General features: G+C 47.8%; 13 protein-coding genes and 1 riboswitch. All 13 genes read left to right on the forward strand.

Annotation, left to right across the window (positions count from 1 at the left end):
* Positions 1 to 3415: hypothetical protein (locus tag KO512_RS16335; RefSeq protein ID WP_215953417.1), on the forward strand; the 3415-nt coding region annotated here is incomplete at its 5' end.
* Entirely contained in the window at positions 3412 to 6297 is a 2886-nt protein-coding gene (locus tag KO512_RS16340) for a response regulator (RefSeq protein ID WP_215953418.1), read from the forward strand. The genes KO512_RS16335 and KO512_RS16340, both read left to right, overlap by 4 nt.
* Positions 6298 to 6322: 25 nt before the next feature.
* Positions 6323 to 8053 carry a putative bifunctional diguanylate cyclase/phosphodiesterase gene (locus KO512_RS16345; RefSeq protein ID WP_215953419.1) on the forward strand — a complete coding sequence of 577 codons (1731 nt, stop codon included), beginning with the start codon at positions 6323 to 6325 and terminating at the stop codon, positions 8051 to 8053.
* Between the two features lie 513 nt (positions 8054 to 8566).
* Positions 8567 to 8914 (forward strand): BufA1 family periplasmic bufferin-type metallophore, encoded by a 348-nt coding sequence (locus tag KO512_RS16350; protein WP_215953420.1) that lies wholly within the window; start codon positions 8567 to 8569, stop codon positions 8912 to 8914.
* A complete protein-coding gene (bufB, locus tag KO512_RS16355) occupies positions 8904 to 9830 on the forward strand; it encodes an MNIO family bufferin maturase (RefSeq protein ID WP_252735078.1) in 927 nt (308 codons plus the stop codon). The genes KO512_RS16350 and bufB overlap by 11 nt, the downstream gene beginning before the upstream one ends.
* Entirely contained in the window at positions 9830 to 10690 is an 861-nt protein-coding gene (locus KO512_RS16360; protein ID WP_215953422.1) for an HvfC/BufC N-terminal domain-containing protein, read from the forward strand. The genes bufB and KO512_RS16360 overlap by 1 nt, the downstream gene beginning before the upstream one ends.
* A gap of 9 nt (positions 10691 to 10699) precedes the next feature.
* On the forward strand, positions 10700 to 11248 hold the full coding sequence (locus tag KO512_RS16365) for a DoxX family protein (RefSeq protein WP_215953423.1): 549 nt from the start codon (positions 10700 to 10702) through the stop codon (positions 11246 to 11248).
* A 340-nt stretch (positions 11249 to 11588) separates the two neighbouring features.
* Positions 11589 to 11855 (forward strand): hypothetical protein, encoded by a 267-nt coding sequence (locus tag KO512_RS16370; RefSeq protein ID WP_215953424.1) that lies wholly within the window; start codon positions 11589 to 11591, stop codon positions 11853 to 11855.
* 482 nt (positions 11856 to 12337) lie between these two features.
* Positions 12338 to 12438: riboswitch (TPP riboswitch) on the forward strand.
* Between the two features lie 73 nt (positions 12439 to 12511).
* Positions 12512 to 13363 (forward strand): bifunctional hydroxymethylpyrimidine kinase/phosphomethylpyrimidine kinase, encoded by an 852-nt coding sequence (gene thiD / locus KO512_RS16375; RefSeq protein WP_215953425.1) that lies wholly within the window; start codon positions 12512 to 12514, stop codon positions 13361 to 13363.
* A complete protein-coding gene (locus KO512_RS16380; protein WP_252735079.1) occupies positions 13317 to 14138 on the forward strand; it encodes an ABC transporter ATP-binding protein in 822 nt (273 codons plus the stop codon). Before thiD ends, KO512_RS16380 begins: the two co-directional genes overlap by 47 nt.
* Entirely contained in the window at positions 14131 to 14928 is a 798-nt protein-coding gene (locus KO512_RS16385; protein WP_215953426.1) for an ABC transporter permease, read from the forward strand. Before KO512_RS16380 ends, KO512_RS16385 begins: the two co-directional genes overlap by 8 nt.
* A gap of 67 nt (positions 14929 to 14995) precedes the next feature.
* Positions 14996 to 15943 carry an ABC transporter substrate-binding protein gene (locus KO512_RS16390; protein ID WP_252735080.1) on the forward strand — a complete coding sequence of 316 codons (948 nt, stop codon included), beginning with the start codon at positions 14996 to 14998 and terminating at the stop codon, positions 15941 to 15943.
* 116 nt (positions 15944 to 16059) lie between these two features.
* Positions 16060 to 16875, forward strand: a complete 816-nt coding sequence (locus KO512_RS16395; RefSeq protein ID WP_252735081.1) for a cytosine deaminase — start codon at positions 16060 to 16062, stop codon at positions 16873 to 16875.
* Positions 16876 to 16890 lie beyond the last annotated feature (15 nt).

Raw genomic sequence — 16890 nt, forward strand, 5'->3', positions numbered from 1 at the left:
GGTGAGCATCACCGATGACCAAGGCTTTGCCGAAGGGCCATTAGTCAGCAGTGCCACCGATGCCATTAGTGCGGTGAACGATACAATTGCTGGATTACCGCTGATCAATGGCAGTGCCACAGAAGATCAAACCCTCACCGCCGATATCAGTGGCATCAGCGATGTCGACGGACTCAGCAACAGCTTCAACTATCAATGGCAGCGTTCCACCGATGGGATGAACTGGGGTGATCTTACAGGCGCTACCGGAGCTAATTACACACTCGATGATGCCGATGTCGGACAGTATCTACGAGTCGCGGTGAGCATCACCGATGATCAGGGCTTTGCCGAAGGGCCATTAATCAGTAGCGCAACGGCTGCCATTAGCGCGATTAACGATCCGATCGTTGGATTACCGCTGATTAGTGGCAGCGCCGCAGAGGATCAAACCCTCACCGCCGATACCAGCGGCATCAACGATGTGGACGGCTTGAGCAACAGCTTCAGCTACCAATGGCAGCGCTCCGCCGATGGCGTGAACTGGAGTGATCTGGCCGGTGCCACGAATGCGACGTATACGCTGGATGATGCCGATGTCGGGCAGTATCTAAGAGTCGCGGTGAGCATCACCGATGATCAGGGCTTCGCTGAAGGGCCATTAGTCAGTAGCGCCACAGATATGATCGGTGCGGTGAATGATCCGGTCGCTGGATTGCCACTGATTAGCGGCAGTGCCACAGAGGATCAAACCCTCACCGCCGATACCAGTGGTATCAGCGATGTAGATGGACTCAGCAACAGCTTCAGTTACCAATGGCAGCGCTCCGCGGATGGTGTGAACTGGAGTGATCTGGCCGGTGCCACCAGCGCGACGTATACGCTGGGTGATGCTGATGTGGGTCAGTATCTAAGAGTCGCGGTGAACATCACCGATGATCAGGGCTTTGCCGAAGGGCCGTTGGTGAGCAGTGCCACCGATGCCGTTAGCGCGATTAACGATCCGATCGTTGGATTACCGCTGATTAGCGGCAGTGCCGCAGAGGATCAAACCCTCACCGCCTATATCAGTGGCATCAGCGATGTCGACGGACTCAGCAGCAGCTTCAGCTATCAATGGCAGCGCTCCGGGGATGGCGTGAGCTGGAGTGATCTGACGGGTGCCACGAACGCGACGTATACGCTGGATGATGCCGATGTCGGGCAATATCTAAGAGTCGCGGTGAGCATCACCGATGATCAGGGCTTCGCTGAAGGGCCATTAGTGAGCAGCGCCACCGATGCCATTAGTGCGGTGAACGATCCGATCGTTGGATTGCCACTGATTAGCGGCAGCGCCACAGAGGATCAAACCCTCACCGCCGATACCAGCGGCATCAGCGATGTGGACGGCCTGAGCAACAGCTTCAGTTACCAATGGCAGCGTTCCACTGACGGTGTGAATTGGAGTGACCTTACAGGCGCTACCGGAGCTAATTACACATTCGATGATGCCGATGTCGGACAGTATCTACGAGTCGCGGTGAGTATCACCGATGATCAGGGCTTCGTCGAAGGGCCATTAATCAGTAGCGCGACCGATATGATCGATGCCGTGAATGATCCAATCGCTGGATTACCGCTGATCAATGGTAGTGCCGCAGAGGATCAAACCCTTACCGCCGATATCAGTAGCATCAGCGATGTGGACGGCCTGAGCAACAGCTTCAGCTACCAATGGCAGCGCTCCGCGGATGGCGTGAACTGGAGTGATCTAGCCGGCGCTACCGGAGCTAATTACACACTCGATGATACCGATGTCGGACAGTATCTAAGAGTCGCGGTGAGTATCACCGATGATCAAGGCTTTGCCGAAGGGCCATTGGTGAGCAGCGCCACCGATGCCGTTAGCGCGATTAACGATCCGATCGCTGGATTGCCACTGATTAGCGGCAGTGCCACAGAGGATCAAACTTTAACGGCCGATATCAGTAGCATCAGCGATGTGGACGGCCTGAGCAACAGCTTCAGCTACCAATGGCAGCGCTCCGCCGATGGCGTGAACTGGAGTGATCTGACCGGTGGAACCAACGCGACATATACGCTGGATGATACCGATGTCGGCCAGTATTTAAGAGTCGCCGTGGGCATCACCGATGACCAAGGCTTCGCCGAAGGGTCATTAGTCAGTAGCGCCACCGATGCCATTAGTGCGGTGAACGATCCGATCGCTGGATTACCATTGATCAATGGCAGTGTTGAAGAAGGTCAAACCCTCACCGCCGATACCAGCGGCATCAGCGATGTGGATGGCCTGAGTAATAGCTTCAGTTACCAATGGCAGCGTTCTGCCGACGGTGTGAACTGGAGTGATCTGGCCGGTGCAACCAACGCGACGTATACGCTGGATGATGCCGATGTGGGTCAGTATCTAAGAGTCGCCGTGAATATCACCGATGATCAAGGTTTTGCCGAAGGGCCATTGGTGAGCAGTGCCACCGATGCCGTCAGTCTTATTAACCATGCACACACCGGCAGTTTAACGATTAGTGGCAATGTTGCTGTTGGAGAACGGTTGATTCTTGATAATACCCTGGCAGACCCCGATGGGATCAGCACTATTGCATATCAATGGTATCGCAGTGGAGAGGTGATAAATGGCGCCACCGAGCAGAGTTACGTTTTAACCGCGGCAGATGCCGGTAAAGAGATCTACGTGATCGCCCATTATGTTGATTTAGAGGGGCGTGCTGAGTCTGTGACAAGTAATCAGGTTTTTCTGAGCGTTCCAGAACCCGAGAGTGTTACAGTCTCTGTACCCGAGGCGGAAATTGAGGGAAATGAACAGACCCTGGATGTGGCGGCACAGGAAACAGCTGATTCAAAAAGAGTACCTGAACCGGTTGTGGTGATGGAATCGGATAGTGTTATAGCTGCATCAGAGGTGTCGCAGTTTGTGATTGATGTCGCCAATAATGAAAGAGAGCAGCTCGGCGTTACTAAGCTGAATAAAGTCATTGCCCAAGAGGTTAATACGCTGCGACTCCAGTCTATTCTCGATACGATGACACAACCTTTACAGTTACAGCAGTTTGATCAGTTTATGACAGGAATTGATCAGCTTCAGCAGGAAGCAAAGCAACAACATGCTTTGAATACCATGATGGTGGGCGGATCCATTGCGCTCTCGTCGGGGCTGTCTGTTGGCTATGTTATCTGGCTAGCCCGCAGTGGAGTGTTATTGAGTACGGTGCTGACCTCTTTACCTGCTTGGCGCTTTATCGATCCTCTGCCTATCTTGTCGAAGACCTCTGCCGATGAAAATAACGCAGAAGGTGTAGAGCAAGATGATGAATCTCTCGGCTCGATGGTTGAGGGGGATGATGAAAGCGCGGATGATTCAGACGACGAGAACACGGATGACGAAGATGATACGGATAAAGAGGGTCGATCATGAAGTGGCTTAAACGACTGCTTTCAGCCCGAAGTACGACCAGTCGTATAGCATTAGGGCAGGTGAGTATGTTTATCAGTGTGGCACTGATCGCCATCATGTTCGGCATTTTACCGGATTATTTAGGGACTCGGTTTAAGGATCGAGTGGCGTTAGCGGAAGCTATCGCAGCAAATAGCTCAGTGTTGATTACCCAAACCGATCTGATGAGACTTGAATCAGTGTTAAAGCTGGTTGTGGAGCGTAATGCCGAGATTCTTTCAGCCGGTGTTCGTAGCGCATCACAGCGACTAGTCGTTGAGATTGGAGATCATCGGGATGCTTGGCAACAGAGCAGTGATAATCGGCCTATTGATCAGCAGATGAGTGTCCCTATCGTTGCCGGTAATCAATCCTGGGGTGCGTTAGAGCTTCGTTTTAAACCGCTTTATGGGCAGGGCATTATCGGTTTTTATCAACGACCCACGGTGCAGTTTTTACTGTTTTGTTCCGTTATTCTTTATCTGCTGTACTTTCTATATTTACGGAAAATGTTGAAGCAGCTAGACCCATCACAAGCGATACCGGACCGAGTACGCTCTGCTCTGGATACCATGGCGGAAGGCTTAATTGTTCTTGATAGAAAATTTCAGGTGGTGTTGGCGAATAAGGCGTTCTCTGATCTATTAGGTCGCTCAGCGACCTCGCTCATGGGTTATGAAGTGCGTCGCCTACCTTGGCGTCGCGGCGATAACTCGTCTAAGACTGACTTCCCTTGGCAAACGGCTCTTGTTAGTGGTGAGACGGTCATGAATAGCATCGTGCGCCTTGAGTTAGAGGATGGTGTTCGGACCTTTATGGTGAACTGCTCCCCAGTGTTAGCCGATAAGGGAAAAGCGAGCGGTGTCTTGGTTAGCTTTGATGATATTACTGAACTGGAAGAGAAAGAGATCGAGTTGCGGCGGTCAAAAGAGGAAGCCGAAGCGGCCAACCGGGCGAAAAGTGATTTTCTGGCAAATATGAGCCATGAAATACGTACGCCGATGAACGCAATTCTTGGTTTTACTGAGGCGTTGAGAAGAGGATATGGCAAGGATGAGCAGAAAAATGACCATTATCTCAGCACCATTCTGGTTAATGGTGAACACTTATTAAATCTCATCAATGACATTCTCGATCTATCAAAGGTAGAAGCGGGTCATCTGGAAGTTGAATCGACTAAGTGTCAACCCTACCAGATTATTAAAGAGGTGATTCAGGTTCTCTCCGTTAAGGCTAAAGAGAAAGGGATCGCACTGAGGTATATACCCGAGGGCAGTATTCCTGAAACGATATTGAGCGATTCCGCTCGTCTGCGCCAGATTGTCACTAACTTGATAGGTAATGCGATTAAGTTTACTGAGCAGGGTGAAGTCATAGTTCATACCCGCCTGAGTAAGAATCGCAAACGGTTGGTGATCGAAGTATCTGATACGGGTATCGGTATGACGGAGGCGCAGGCGGTCGCGGTATTCGATCCTTTTGTCCAGGCTGATGCTTCTATTACACGCCGGTTCGGAGGGACGGGGCTCGGCTTAGCGATTAGTAAAAAGTTTGCTGCGGCGATGCATGGCGATATCTATGCAACCAGTAAAGAGGGAGAGGGAAGTCAGTTTTTTCTTGAAATTGACATACAAACCGATGGCCCCGTCACCTTAATCAGTGCAGAGAGCATTCTGAACTGGCAAGACCGCTTGAGTGTCGCCCAAGCATCTCGATGGATATTTCCAAAATCAAAAATCTTGGTTGTTGACGACGGTGCTGAAAACAGAGAGCTGATGCGCTTAGTCATCGAAGAGCAAGGGATAGAAACGGATGAAGCGGAGGATGGGCTAGAGGCTTTAACAAAAGTCGCTTCTCAGCCGTATGATTTGATTCTGATGGACGTTCAGATGCCGCGTATGGATGGTTATAGTGCTGTGAAGGCCATACGAGATCAAGGTATTAAGGTGCCTATTATCGCGTTGACGGCTCATGCCATGAAGGGAATTGAGCAACGCTGTTTTGATGCGGGTTACTCCGGTTATATGAGTAAACCGATCAATATTGATAAGTTATTACTCCTGTTGGTAAAAGAGTTAGGCGCGGTTCAGCAAACGGATGCCCTATCAGAAACGGCTGTAGGCGATATTGTGAGTGCTGGGCAGCAACAAAAAAGGGCTGAGGTCGTGGCATCGGCGTTAAGTGGCTTAAGTCCACTCTACTCAGAACTACCTTTGACTAATCCCAAGTTTGCGAAAATTATTGAACGTTTCATCGCCCGTTTGAATGATGTTTTTCCATTGATGAAAGCCTCTTTTCAAAATAAGGATAAGGAAGCGTTAGGCCGTCATGCTCATTGGATGAAGGGCTCTGCCGGCTCAATAGGGTTTCCTCAATTAACTGATTTAGCTAAACAACTTGAGCAAGCGTTGGCGGATGATAATAGCGTTAATATTGAGATGCTGATGGTCGCGATAGAGCGAGTTGTCGCGCAGATTAATTTAGCAGGCCAGCGAGATAGTAGCGATCAAGGTTACTCCCCAGCCCCTTATAGCAAACCGGTTGTGACGGCTCATTGGTCGGTGCCGGAACAAGTGACCTCTGACCTTGCTGAGCATGGCGAAAAGTTTAGAGCGATTGTTAAAAAGTTTGTAGTTAAGTTGGGGCCTAAAATTCAAGAGATGGAACAGGCTGTTGAGCGTCAAGACTTTGTGACGTTGAAGAATGACGCTCACTGGCTGAAGGGGGCTGGTGGATCGGTTGGTTTCCATCTATTTACAGATATATCAATTGCCTTAGAAAAAGCGGCCCGCATGGAGAGTCAGTCTGAATGTGCAGCGTTACTTAAGGTGATTAAGCAAATTGATGATAGGATTAGTGTTTGAATATTAGGTTGTCCGAGATGGTCTTATGAAGGAACTAAAGGATAATGATGCGCTGATTATGATGGTCGATGATGAGCCCATTATGATGGAAATTGTCCAGGCTCATTTAGAAGAGGCCGGTTACTCTCGTTTTATCAGTGTTGAAGATTCATCTAAAGCTTTTGATGTCTTAGCGCATCAGCGGCCAGATATTTTATTTCTCGATCTGGTTATGCCTGAAGTGAGTGGTTTTGATGTGCTCGAACGTATTCGTGCTCATCAAGAGTTTACCTATCTGCCTGTTATTGTGCTGACATCATCCTCGGACTCCTTTTCTAAGTTAAGAGCGTTAGAGCTTGGCGCCACGGATTTTTTAGCGAAACCCGTGGATGCGAGTGAGTTAAAACTTCGATTGCGCAATACACTGACCCTAAAAGCCTACGTTGATCAACTTTCGAGTGTCGATGTGCTGACTAAGTTAGCGAACCGAAAGTCACTCAGAGAGAAGATGGGCTGGGCGCTAAAGTTTGATCAGATAAATGAAAATCAAACCGCCCTGCTAAGTATTGGCTTGGATCGCTTTGGTCAAGTTAACGAGTCTTTTGGCATACAGTTTGGCGATGTGTTGCTACATCAAGTGGCGCAACGCATCAAAGACGTTGTAACCAGTCGAAACGAATTACTCGGTATCGTCCGCTCTGAAGCAGAGATCTATCCTGCACGGCTGGCGGGTGATGAATTTGGTGTTTTAATCCCCTCAGTGAGTGGGCGAAATCATGCGGCGTCGATTGCTCGGCAAATTATTGAGGGGATCTCAAAACCCTTTGATATTAATGGGAAGGAGCTATTTGTTAATGCCCGGGTTGGCATTACAGTGTCGCCTGATGATGGCTTTTTAAGTGACGAGTTGATCAATACCGCCAGTACGGCGATGCGTCAGTCAAAAGCAGATAATGTTGAGGTCATCCGCTTTTATTCACAAAAAAATAGCCAAGAATTAAAAGAGAAAATTGAATTAGAAACGGCTTTGCATAAGGCTCTCGAGAATAATGAACTGTTATTACATTATCAGCCTAAAGTTGATCTACGAACTCGGCAGGTAACCAGTGCCGAGGCGCTGGTGCGTTGGCAGCATCCTGAAAAAGGGATGATTTCCCCGGTGGTGTTTATTCCTCTGGCGGAAGAGAGTGGGTTGATTCTTGATATCGGTAACTGGGTCTTAAATGAAGCTTGTCGACAGGCAGGAGAGTGGGAGCGCACAGGGCTTGGTGATATCAAGGTGTCCGTCAATGTTTCAAGCCAACAGTTTAAAGAGGCAAATTATAAGGAACATGTTGAAGCCGCTCTCAACGTATCAGGTTTGTCGCCCTCTTTGTTAATGTTGGAGCTAACAGAGAGCCTTGCGATGCAGAATGTGGAAGCGAGTGTTACGTTACTATCCAGTTTGAAAGAGCTAGGCATTGGCTTATCGATTGATGATTTTGGCACCGGTTACTCATCATTGAGCTATCTGAAGCGTTTCCCTTTAGATGAGCTGAAAGTTGACCGCTCATTCATCACAGGCATACCGGACAATGAAGATGAGGTTCGGATTGTTTTGGCCATCATTGCGATGGCCAAAGCGCTGCGTCTATCGGTGGTCATCGAAGGTGTTGAGACAGAGGAGCAACTGAGGCTGCTGCAGGGGACTCAGAGCGATCTTATTCAGGGCTTCTATTTTAGTAAGCCGTTGATTGCGCATGATTTTAGAGCGTTTGTTGAGCAGTTTAACCATTAATTCTTCCATGTATTTTTATATCAGAAATGAGCGTGTTTAGGTGTAATCACCCTTCACTGCAAGATGATATGTCACCTCTCCTTGTTACCTTCGACCTTTCCTGTCACCGTTTTTTCGGGATTGCCGCATCACTTTGATCCTACGTTCTTCCCGCCATCGTCGAGATTTTTTCACCGGATACACGACCGGTTAAACCGGTGAGATAAGACCTATATGGGAACCTATTTAGCAAAGGTCGACCTGTCTTTTTTTTATTTTCGCAGCTTTCAGTTTTGTTTCAGTTTTAATCTTTAAAGTGTGAGACATCAAGTAGAGATGAAGCGGCACTGTTGTAAACCGTCTGCTTATATCGATTCGGTGTTGGGCTAGCGATTAATTAAGTTGGCCGATGGATAATTTGAAACTAAATGTTATCTATATACTGAAGTAGCCTATGCTTGAATGAGTTTAATCAAAAGATTAAATGTAAAAACAACTAAAGCAATATTATCGATTTAATTTGGAGTAATACAAATGAATAAGGCAAGCTTAGCGACAGCACTACTTCTTGGCGCATCAACTGCACTGCTTAGCACAGGTGCTATTGCCGGTCCTAATAGTCAACTTAAAGTGTCTGAAACAGCATCTGCTGAAGTTCAGGCGAAAGTTAATGGTTGGTTAGCGGGCGATAAAATTAGTGGCCGTAAAGACAAGTGTTTTGGCATTGCGTTAGCCGGTGAGAATGACTGCGCTGCCGGTGCTGGTACCAGCTGTGAAGGTACGTCAACTCAAGATTTCCAAGCCAATTCTTGGACCTATGCGCCTAAAGGTACTTGCGAATCAATTATCACTCCGAATGGAACAGGTTCTCTTGAAGGTTAATAAATATCGGCCTTTGTCGTCTTTGACGACAGGGGCGCATCTCGGTGCCGGCCTGGGTTTAAAGGCCGATCACCTAGATGATATTTTTGCCCTGCCGGTGGCCGATGATGCCCAGATGGGTAATCAGCTTTGGTTTGAGGTGCATACGGAGAACTACTTTGTAGCGGGCGGTCCACGGCGGCATTATCTGCGCTCAATCCGTGATCGTTATGAACTTAGTTTTCACGGTGTAGGCGGCTCAATCGGTTATGACCATCAATCTATGCCTGAGCATATTAAACAGGTTAAAGCATTAATTGATGAGTTTGAGCCAACACTGATATCCGAACATGCTGTTTGGTCTCGTTCTAGCGGCGCTTATTTTGCCGATTTGATGCCCTTGCCTAGAACGCAGGACGCATTGCAGTCATTGGTGGATGGTGTGGATCGTTTTCAATCCGGTATTGGGCGGCGTATTTTAATTGAAAATCCGAGTAACTATTTGGATTTTACCAGTGAGATGGATGAACCCCAGTTTTTAGTTGAAGCGGCGCAGCGTAGTGGTTGCGGCTTATTGATCGACATTAATAACCTGTATCTCAGCAGTAAGAATACCGGTATTGATGCCGCACAGTACTTATCACAGATCCCAGCCGAGTTAGTTGGCGAAATTCATATAGCAGGACATGACCCTGATCCCGAGTTAGGCCAAGCGTTATTAATCGATAGCCACGCCTCACCCGTTGATTTGCCAGTATGGGAGTTATTACAGCATGCGTTAACGCTGTTCGGTCACCGACCTGTACTGGTGGAACGGGATGCCAATCTACCGCCGTTTGCTGAGTTAATGCATGAACGTCAGCTAGCACAAGGTTATTTAGATCAATGCCGTCATGAAACTGACTCTGCTAACGTTTCTCTAGGGGAGACTCGGTAATGGCTCTTAGCCCTTATATAAATGCTTTTACAGACTACCTGCGTAGCGGTGATGCTCGCGGGATGAATGACTATTGCGTTGATGTAACGCAGATAAAACGGTTAGCGGTTTATCGAAATGGTTTTTATAAAGGCTGTATTGATGCGCTAGCCGCGAATTTCCCCGTGTGCGAAAAAAGCCTAGGGCGGGAATCTTTTAACCAGCTTGCCAGTCTTTATGTGGATCATTATCCGCCGGAGATCGGCACACTGGTCGGCTATGGTGAATACTTTCCTTATTTTATAAGAGATTTATTGGCGGTATTAGAACATCAAGGAGGGCCAATGCTCCTACCCGCGAGTCTAGTTGATTTGGCGCGCTTGGATTATGCCTGGCTAACGAGTTTGATGAGTGCTGATGCGACGCAGACGCTAACCGCCGAAAAAGTTAATTGGTTGGTTGAGCATGGTGTGGATTTTACTCAAGCGCAGGTGACATTAAATGCCAGTGTTGACCTGCTGAGGGTTAATGCCGGCACCTTGAATCAATGGATTGGCTTTAAAACGAATAGCCCTGATGTCGAGCCACTGGTGTTGTCTCCAGAAGGGCATATGAATCTGTCAGAATTAGCGCAGGCCGATAGCACCATAAATGTTGATACTGTAATGTTTTGGCGGCTTAACGATGCAGTTCAAGCGCGCTTACTTTCAGCTCCCGAAGTGGCATTGATGCGAGCATTACAGGATGACGGTGTACTCGAAAAAGCGTTTGCTGCCGCATTGGCCTTAGATCCTGATTTTGATGTGAGCGATGTTTTTTCTGCCTGCCTGCAGAATGAAATACTAGATATTGATTTGACGAAATATAATTATAAACATTAGGACATTCATATGAAGATGGTAGAGAAGTTCCGCGCGTTATATGTGCAAATGGGTTTACAGCTATCTCGGTTTTTAGAACCCTTAGCTCTATTTTTTCTGCGTTTTATGGTGGCGAAGGTTTTTCTCGATTCGGGCTTGAGTAAGTGGGATGGCTTCCTGCAGTTTAATGTCGATAAATATGACCTGTTTATGTATGAATTTTTCTGTCCTGATCCGGTGAGACCGGGTGCTTTGCAGTTGTGTAACCCTGAAACACTCGACTATGTTGAAGGTTCATTTGTTGTAAAAATGATTGAGTTGCTGGCGGTATTCGCCGGTATTGCTGAAGTACTATTACCCATATTATTGATTATCGGTTTGTTTTCGCGTTTTGCAGCGTTAGGGCTCATCGGTATGACGATGTTCATTCAACTGGCGGTGTTTCCTACTTGGGATCATTGGATCAACCCTGCATCTTGGTGGGCGATCTCTTTATTAGTGATTGTTGCACGGGGCCCAGGTATTCTCTCTATCGATCGCTTGCTTGGCTTGGACGCAAAGCCGGTAGTTGCCAAATAACTGGTTGTACTCAAGGGGTATCGAGCGCATAGTTATCTTGGTGAGGAGTTAGTGATTATTTCAAATGATTCGGCTTCTATATTTGCTGCAAACTAACTCCCATCACTGATTTATGTGCGTTTGCGCTACTCGTTGAAGCGGTACTCAGCGGGTGGCTTATCCTGTGATAACAGGGTTGATAGTAGTGGTTTGGGGTTATGGCGTGGAAACGGAGACCCAATTAGGTATTAATGGCCTTGTATCCTGACAATCTGAGTTAGGATATGGATTCAATAGGTGAAAAATTCATCCGTTTCTATTAAGCTACGCCGTAATTACCGCAATGATGTAAGGGGAATGAATGAAGATAGATAAAAGTGTTACTTTGGAAGACTGCTTAACGGATTTAACCTGCGAACAACTCGATAATATTCTAGCTAGAATACCCGACTTAGGTAAGCAGAAACAAAGGAAACGCGAGGAATACCTTTCAAGGAAGTTGGCAAGATCTGGCGTTGCCGTCGATATGCCAAAAGCAGGGTCAGTCCTCACCGAAGCTGCAATATTAGGTTATGATTTTGGTGGTCTAGTCGAAGATATGGCGAGATATCAAAAAAATAAACGATAGTTGATACATCAGCAAAGCTTTTTATTATATTTAGCATCATGTGATTAACATAATTATTATGCCTTCAGTATGTGTCGATTTTTATTAGGTGTTACTGAAATAAATTAAAATATTTTGTGCTACAGACCTTAATTAAAATTTTAACGGCTTTAATCACCATATTAATTACAGTGTTAATCATAAATATAGTATCCATACTTTGAATTTTAACGGCTGTTAATACCCTGATAATAAATGGGATAAAAGATAGACTTCACCCTGTTGGATGATGTTTTCTGTTGACTCATACGTATATCGCTCATCGATCCTCTTTTAGATTGAGGCTTGCTGCTAAGTTTTGTTTGTTCTGGTTATGAATTCGAACATTGATTACCTCGTCTTAAATCGTCTGATTCTATTCGGGAACGACAAGCTTAAGTATTTAGGATGTCAGGCAATTATCATTGTTATATTGCTCTTTCAATCAATCTTGTTATCATCCAGACATATAGTCGGGGGGCCGTTAAGGCTGAGATTGCATGTTTCGAGACCCGTTGAACCTGATTCAGTTAACACTGGCGTAGGGAACTATAAATCTGGCTTGGTATGATTTGATCCTCTTAAGTCGTAAATCTTCAGCTCGATAAAGTTCCTAGACCCTAGTGTTAGGAGCTTTTATGTCAAATATTTCTGCCTCGCCGCCTGTTCAAGGCTCATCCACCCCGATCGTGTTAACGATTGCAGGCTCCGATAGCGGTGGTGGTGCGGGTATTCAAGCCGATATTAAAGCGATCTCCGCGACGGGCAGTTATGCCTGTTCGGTGATCACCGCCATTACCGCACAGAACACCTTGGGCGTGTCAGCTATCTTTCCGATACCGCTGGAACATGTTGAGAAGCAGCTAGATGCCGTGTTTACCGATCTAAATGTCGTTGCCGTTAAGGTGGGGATGTTGGCGGATTGTGACATCATCAAGATCGTTGCCGCCAAAATAAAACAGTATCAGCCTGCATTCTTAGTGGTCGACCCCGTTATGGTCGCTACTAGCGGTGACTTATTGTTACAAACTTCAGCGATCAACACGTTGAAATCAGAACTGCTACCTCTAGCCGATCTTATTACACCAAACCTACCCGAAGGGGCTGCCCTAATTAACTGTGAGGTACCCGATAATGAAGACAGTATGGCGACCATGATTACTGGCCTGCGTCAGTTGGGTGCAACCGCTGTGTTACTAAAAGGTGGCCACCTAGAACTAGACGAAAACAGTAATGATCTGCTGATTTTGTCAGAGCAGGTACACCATTTTGCGGCTAAGCGAATTAATACACGCAACACCCATGGTACCGGTTGTACCCTGTCGTCGGCTATTGCTTCCTATTTAGCTCAGGGCCATGAACTATTAGAGGCGGTACGGTTGGGTAAACAGTATATTTCTCAGGCGATTGCCCATGCTGACGAGTTAACCGTAGGTAAGGGACATGGGCCAGTCAACCATTTCTTCAGCGGCCATGCGGATGTCCGCTAATCGACTAGCGGCTAATAACCAAGCGGTAGGCATCACGATCTCAGACGGCTATCTGCGTTATCACGATAGTGACGACGCTATTTTAACCGGATTGAATATTGATATGCCTAGCGGTGCTTGGACCTGTATTTTGGGTCGCAGCGGTTGTGGGAAGAGTTCATTACTGCGGTATCTAGCCAACCTGCTTGATGATAAAGCGGATTGGCGCGGCGAGTTAAGCACACAGCCTCAGTGTGATCTGAAAGACCATATTGCCTATATGGCACAGCAAGACCTATTAATGCCGTGGTTATCGGTATTAGATAATGTCTTGTTAAGCACTCAATTCGGTACAGATTCTCAACCAAGCGCCATCGATGCACAGCGGGCGAAAGCGCAGGGGTTATTGCAGCAAGTAGGTTTGGCGGACAAATCAGACTATTTGCCGCAGCGACTTTCGGGGGGGATGCGTCAACGGGTAGCATTAGCGCGGACGCTGATGCAAGACAAGCCCATCGTGTTGATGGATGAGCCCTTTTCCGCGTTGGATGCGGTCACCCGTTATCGATTACAAAATCTAGCCCATCGGTTGCTGCAAGATAAAACCGTGGTATTGATTACCCATGACCCACAGGAAGCGATACGCTTGGCTCATCGGCTCTATATCATGCAAGGGCGGCCGGCTTTTACTGAATCTTTAAGTGTGCCCGATTCGGCGACACCGCGTGATTTTGATGCCGAGTGTGCACAGCTGCAGCAAACCATTATGGCGCGTCTGGAGCATGATTATGAATGATCTCATTCAGACCAACGCTTTATCTCGTCGGCTAAAAAACAAAGAACGGATCTCCCATCCATTGGTGCGCATACTCATCAGTGCAGCGGTGATGATTGGGCTATGGCAAGCGGTGGTGGTGTTGTTTGATATGCCTTCATTTATTCTTCCTAGCCCCGCCGACGTGTTTGCACGGCTGATCGAAAGATATGCGATCTTGCTACAGCATAGCTGGGTGACCGCGCAAGAGATCTTATTGGGGCTGTTATTTGGCTTAACCATGGGGTTGTTGTTTGCGTTACAAATGTTGCTGTTCAAACCGGTTAAACATTGGTTGCTGCCCCTGTTGATAGCCAGTCAGGCGATCCCTGTCTTCGCCATCGCGCCGGTACTGATGTTATGGCTGGGTTATGGTATCGCCTCAAAAATCGTTATGGCGGCGCTGATTATTTTTTTCCCGATCACCATCTGTTGTTATGACGGTTTACGCAATACCCCGGTGGGCTATCTGGATCTGGTCAAAACCATGGGGGCGTCAAAGTGGCAAATGCTGCGCCATATTCAACTCCCAGCGGCGTTACCTGCACTGGCTTCGGGCATTCGCGTGGCGGTGGTGATCGCGCCGATTGGGGCTGTCGCGGGTGAGTGGGTGGGGTCCAGTGCAGGCTTGGGCTATCTTATGTTGCAGGCCAATGCGCGCATGATGATAGACGAAATGTTTGCCGCGCTGTTTATATTATCCGTGCTGTCTATCGTGCTTTATTTTGTCGCCGACCGGTTGCTGAAAAAACTGATTCCCTGGGAAATTTAATCCCTAGGTCGTTATTAATGCATCGATTCGATGTATGCCTAACAATCGCAATATTAAAGGAAACTTCATGAAAACGCGTATTCTTTTGGCCACCATGGCACTGGCGGCAACGCTGCTGTCGGCGACGACTCAGGCAGAAACGAAAAGCCTTAGCTTAATGCTGGATTGGTTTGTCAATCCGAATCACGGTCCCATCGTTATTGCGAAGCAGCGGGGCTATTTTGCCGATCAAGGTCTTGAGGTCGAGATTCAAGAGCCAGCCGACCCGAATATGCCACCTAAGCTGGTGGCTGCTAATAAGGTTGATCTAGCGATTAGCTATCAGCCTAATCTGACGATTGATGTCGCGGCGGGGTTGCCATTGATTCGCTCGGCTACCCTAATTGCAACACCACTGAATATGCTGATGGTGTTAGACAACGGCAAGATTAATGATCTGGCAGATCTAAAGGGAAAGAAAATTGGTATCGCGATCGCCGGCACCGAAGAAGCCAGTATCGGCACCATGCTCGACACTGTCGGTGTGAACTATGCCGATGTTGATATTATCAATGTTGGTTGGGCACTATCGGCGTCACTGGCGTCGGGTAAGGTCGATGCTATTTGGGGTGGGTTGCGTAACTTTGAAACCAATCAATTAGCCCTAGAAGGTTTCAAAGCGAAAGCCTTTTTTCCTGAAGAGCACGGCGTGCCGGTGTATGACGAATTGATCTTTGTTGCGAATGCCGATACCTATGATAAAGACGCTATCCGCGGTTTTAATAAAGCCATCGAGCAGGCGACAATTTATATTACGAACCATCCGCAAGCGGCTTGGGAAGAGTTTGCCGCTTACGCGCCGGATACTTTGAACAATGAACTGAACAAGCGGGCTTGGCGCGATACTCTTAATCGTTTTGCACTGCGTCCTTCAGCGGTCGACCTGCAACGCTATGATGATTATGCTGAATTTATGTATGAGCAGAAGATTATCAAGACGTTACCGAAAGCACAGGATTACGTCCCCACGTTTTAATGGGGCAAGGATGGCCGCATAGCATCAGGCTGACGGTTTTATTGGCACTAGGGTGAGGCGTACGTTACCAACCTGATTGGTCTATCTTTATATCATCCGTTATCAAGGAGTGAAGCATGTTAGATCTATTGGTGCGCAATGTGAATTTGCCGGACGGTCGCAAGGGCGTTGATATTGCGATTAAAGAGGGCAAAATTGTTCAGCTTGCCAAGGGGATTGAAGCGGCCGCTGTCTCGGAGATTGATGGACAGGGATACCTGGTATCACCGCCCTTTGTCGATAGCCATTTTCATCTGGATTCGGCCCTCAGTCTCGGTCAGCCGCGCTTAAATCAGAGCGGTACCCTGCTTGAGGGGATCGCCTTATGGGGAGAGCTAAAACCTCAGTTGACGGTGGAATCCATTAAACAGCGGGCATTAGCGATGTGCCGTTGGTCGATTTCGCAGGGCACCCTGTGCATTCGCAGCCATGTGGATATATGCGACGATCGTTTGCTCGCTGTAGAGGCGCTGCTTGAAGTGCGCGAAGAGATGAAGCCCTATCTCGATCTACAGTTGGTGGCGTTTCCTCAGGATGGCTTTCTACGCTACGGACGAGCTCGGGAAAACCTGTTGCGGGCACTGGATAAAGGCGTCGATGTGGTGGGCGGCATTCCCCATTTTGAACGGACCATGAGTGAGGGCGCGGCATCGATACGTGAGTTATGTGAGATCGCCGCCGCTCGAGGCTTACGGGTCGATATGCATTGCGACGAAAGCGATGATCCTCAATCGCGCCATATCGAGACACTGACCTACGAAACGCAACGTTTAGGATTGAATGGTCGAGTGACGGGCTCTCATTTAACCTCGATGCATTCTATGGATAATTACTATGTCAGTAAGCTGCTGCCACTGATGTGTGAAGCTGGCATTCATGCGGTTGCCAAGTAAGCGATCAATAAACCC

Origin of the sequence: Amphritea atlantica, from assembly GCF_018860855.1 — a bacterium.
GTDB classification, from domain to species: Bacteria; Pseudomonadota; Gammaproteobacteria; order Pseudomonadales; family Balneatricaceae; genus Amphritea; species Amphritea atlantica_A.

Bases quoted from the DNA above. Each gene is read 5' to 3' on its own strand.
- KO512_RS16365 (WP_215953423.1), top strand. From the start codon at position 10,700: ATGAAGATGGTAGAGAAGTTCCGCGCGTTATATGTGCAAATGGGTTTA.
- KO512_RS16360 (WP_215953422.1), top strand. From the start codon at position 9,830: ATGGCTCTTAGCCCTTATATAAATGCTTTTACAGACTACCTGCGTAGC.
- KO512_RS16395 (WP_252735081.1), top strand. From the start codon at position 16,060: ATGTTAGATCTATTGGTGCGCAATGTGAATTTGCCGGACGGTCGCAAG.
- KO512_RS16390 (WP_252735080.1), top strand. From the start codon at position 14,996: ATGAAAACGCGTATTCTTTTGGCCACCATGGCACTGGCGGCAACGCTG.
- KO512_RS16345 (WP_215953419.1), top strand. From the start codon at position 6,323: ATGAAGGAACTAAAGGATAATGATGCGCTGATTATGATGGTCGATGAT.
- KO512_RS16340 (WP_215953418.1), top strand. From the start codon at position 3,412: ATGAAGTGGCTTAAACGACTGCTTTCAGCCCGAAGTACGACCAGTCGT.
- KO512_RS16380 (WP_252735079.1), top strand. From the start codon at position 13,317: ATGGGCCAGTCAACCATTTCTTCAGCGGCCATGCGGATGTCCGCTAAT.
- KO512_RS16370 (WP_215953424.1), top strand. From the start codon at position 11,589: ATGAAGATAGATAAAAGTGTTACTTTGGAAGACTGCTTAACGGATTTA.
- KO512_RS16350 (WP_215953420.1), top strand. From the start codon at position 8,567: ATGAATAAGGCAAGCTTAGCGACAGCACTACTTCTTGGCGCATCAACT.
- KO512_RS16385 (WP_215953426.1), top strand. From the start codon at position 14,131: ATGAATGATCTCATTCAGACCAACGCTTTATCTCGTCGGCTAAAAAAC.
- thiD (WP_215953425.1), top strand. From the start codon at position 12,512: ATGTCAAATATTTCTGCCTCGCCGCCTGTTCAAGGCTCATCCACCCCG.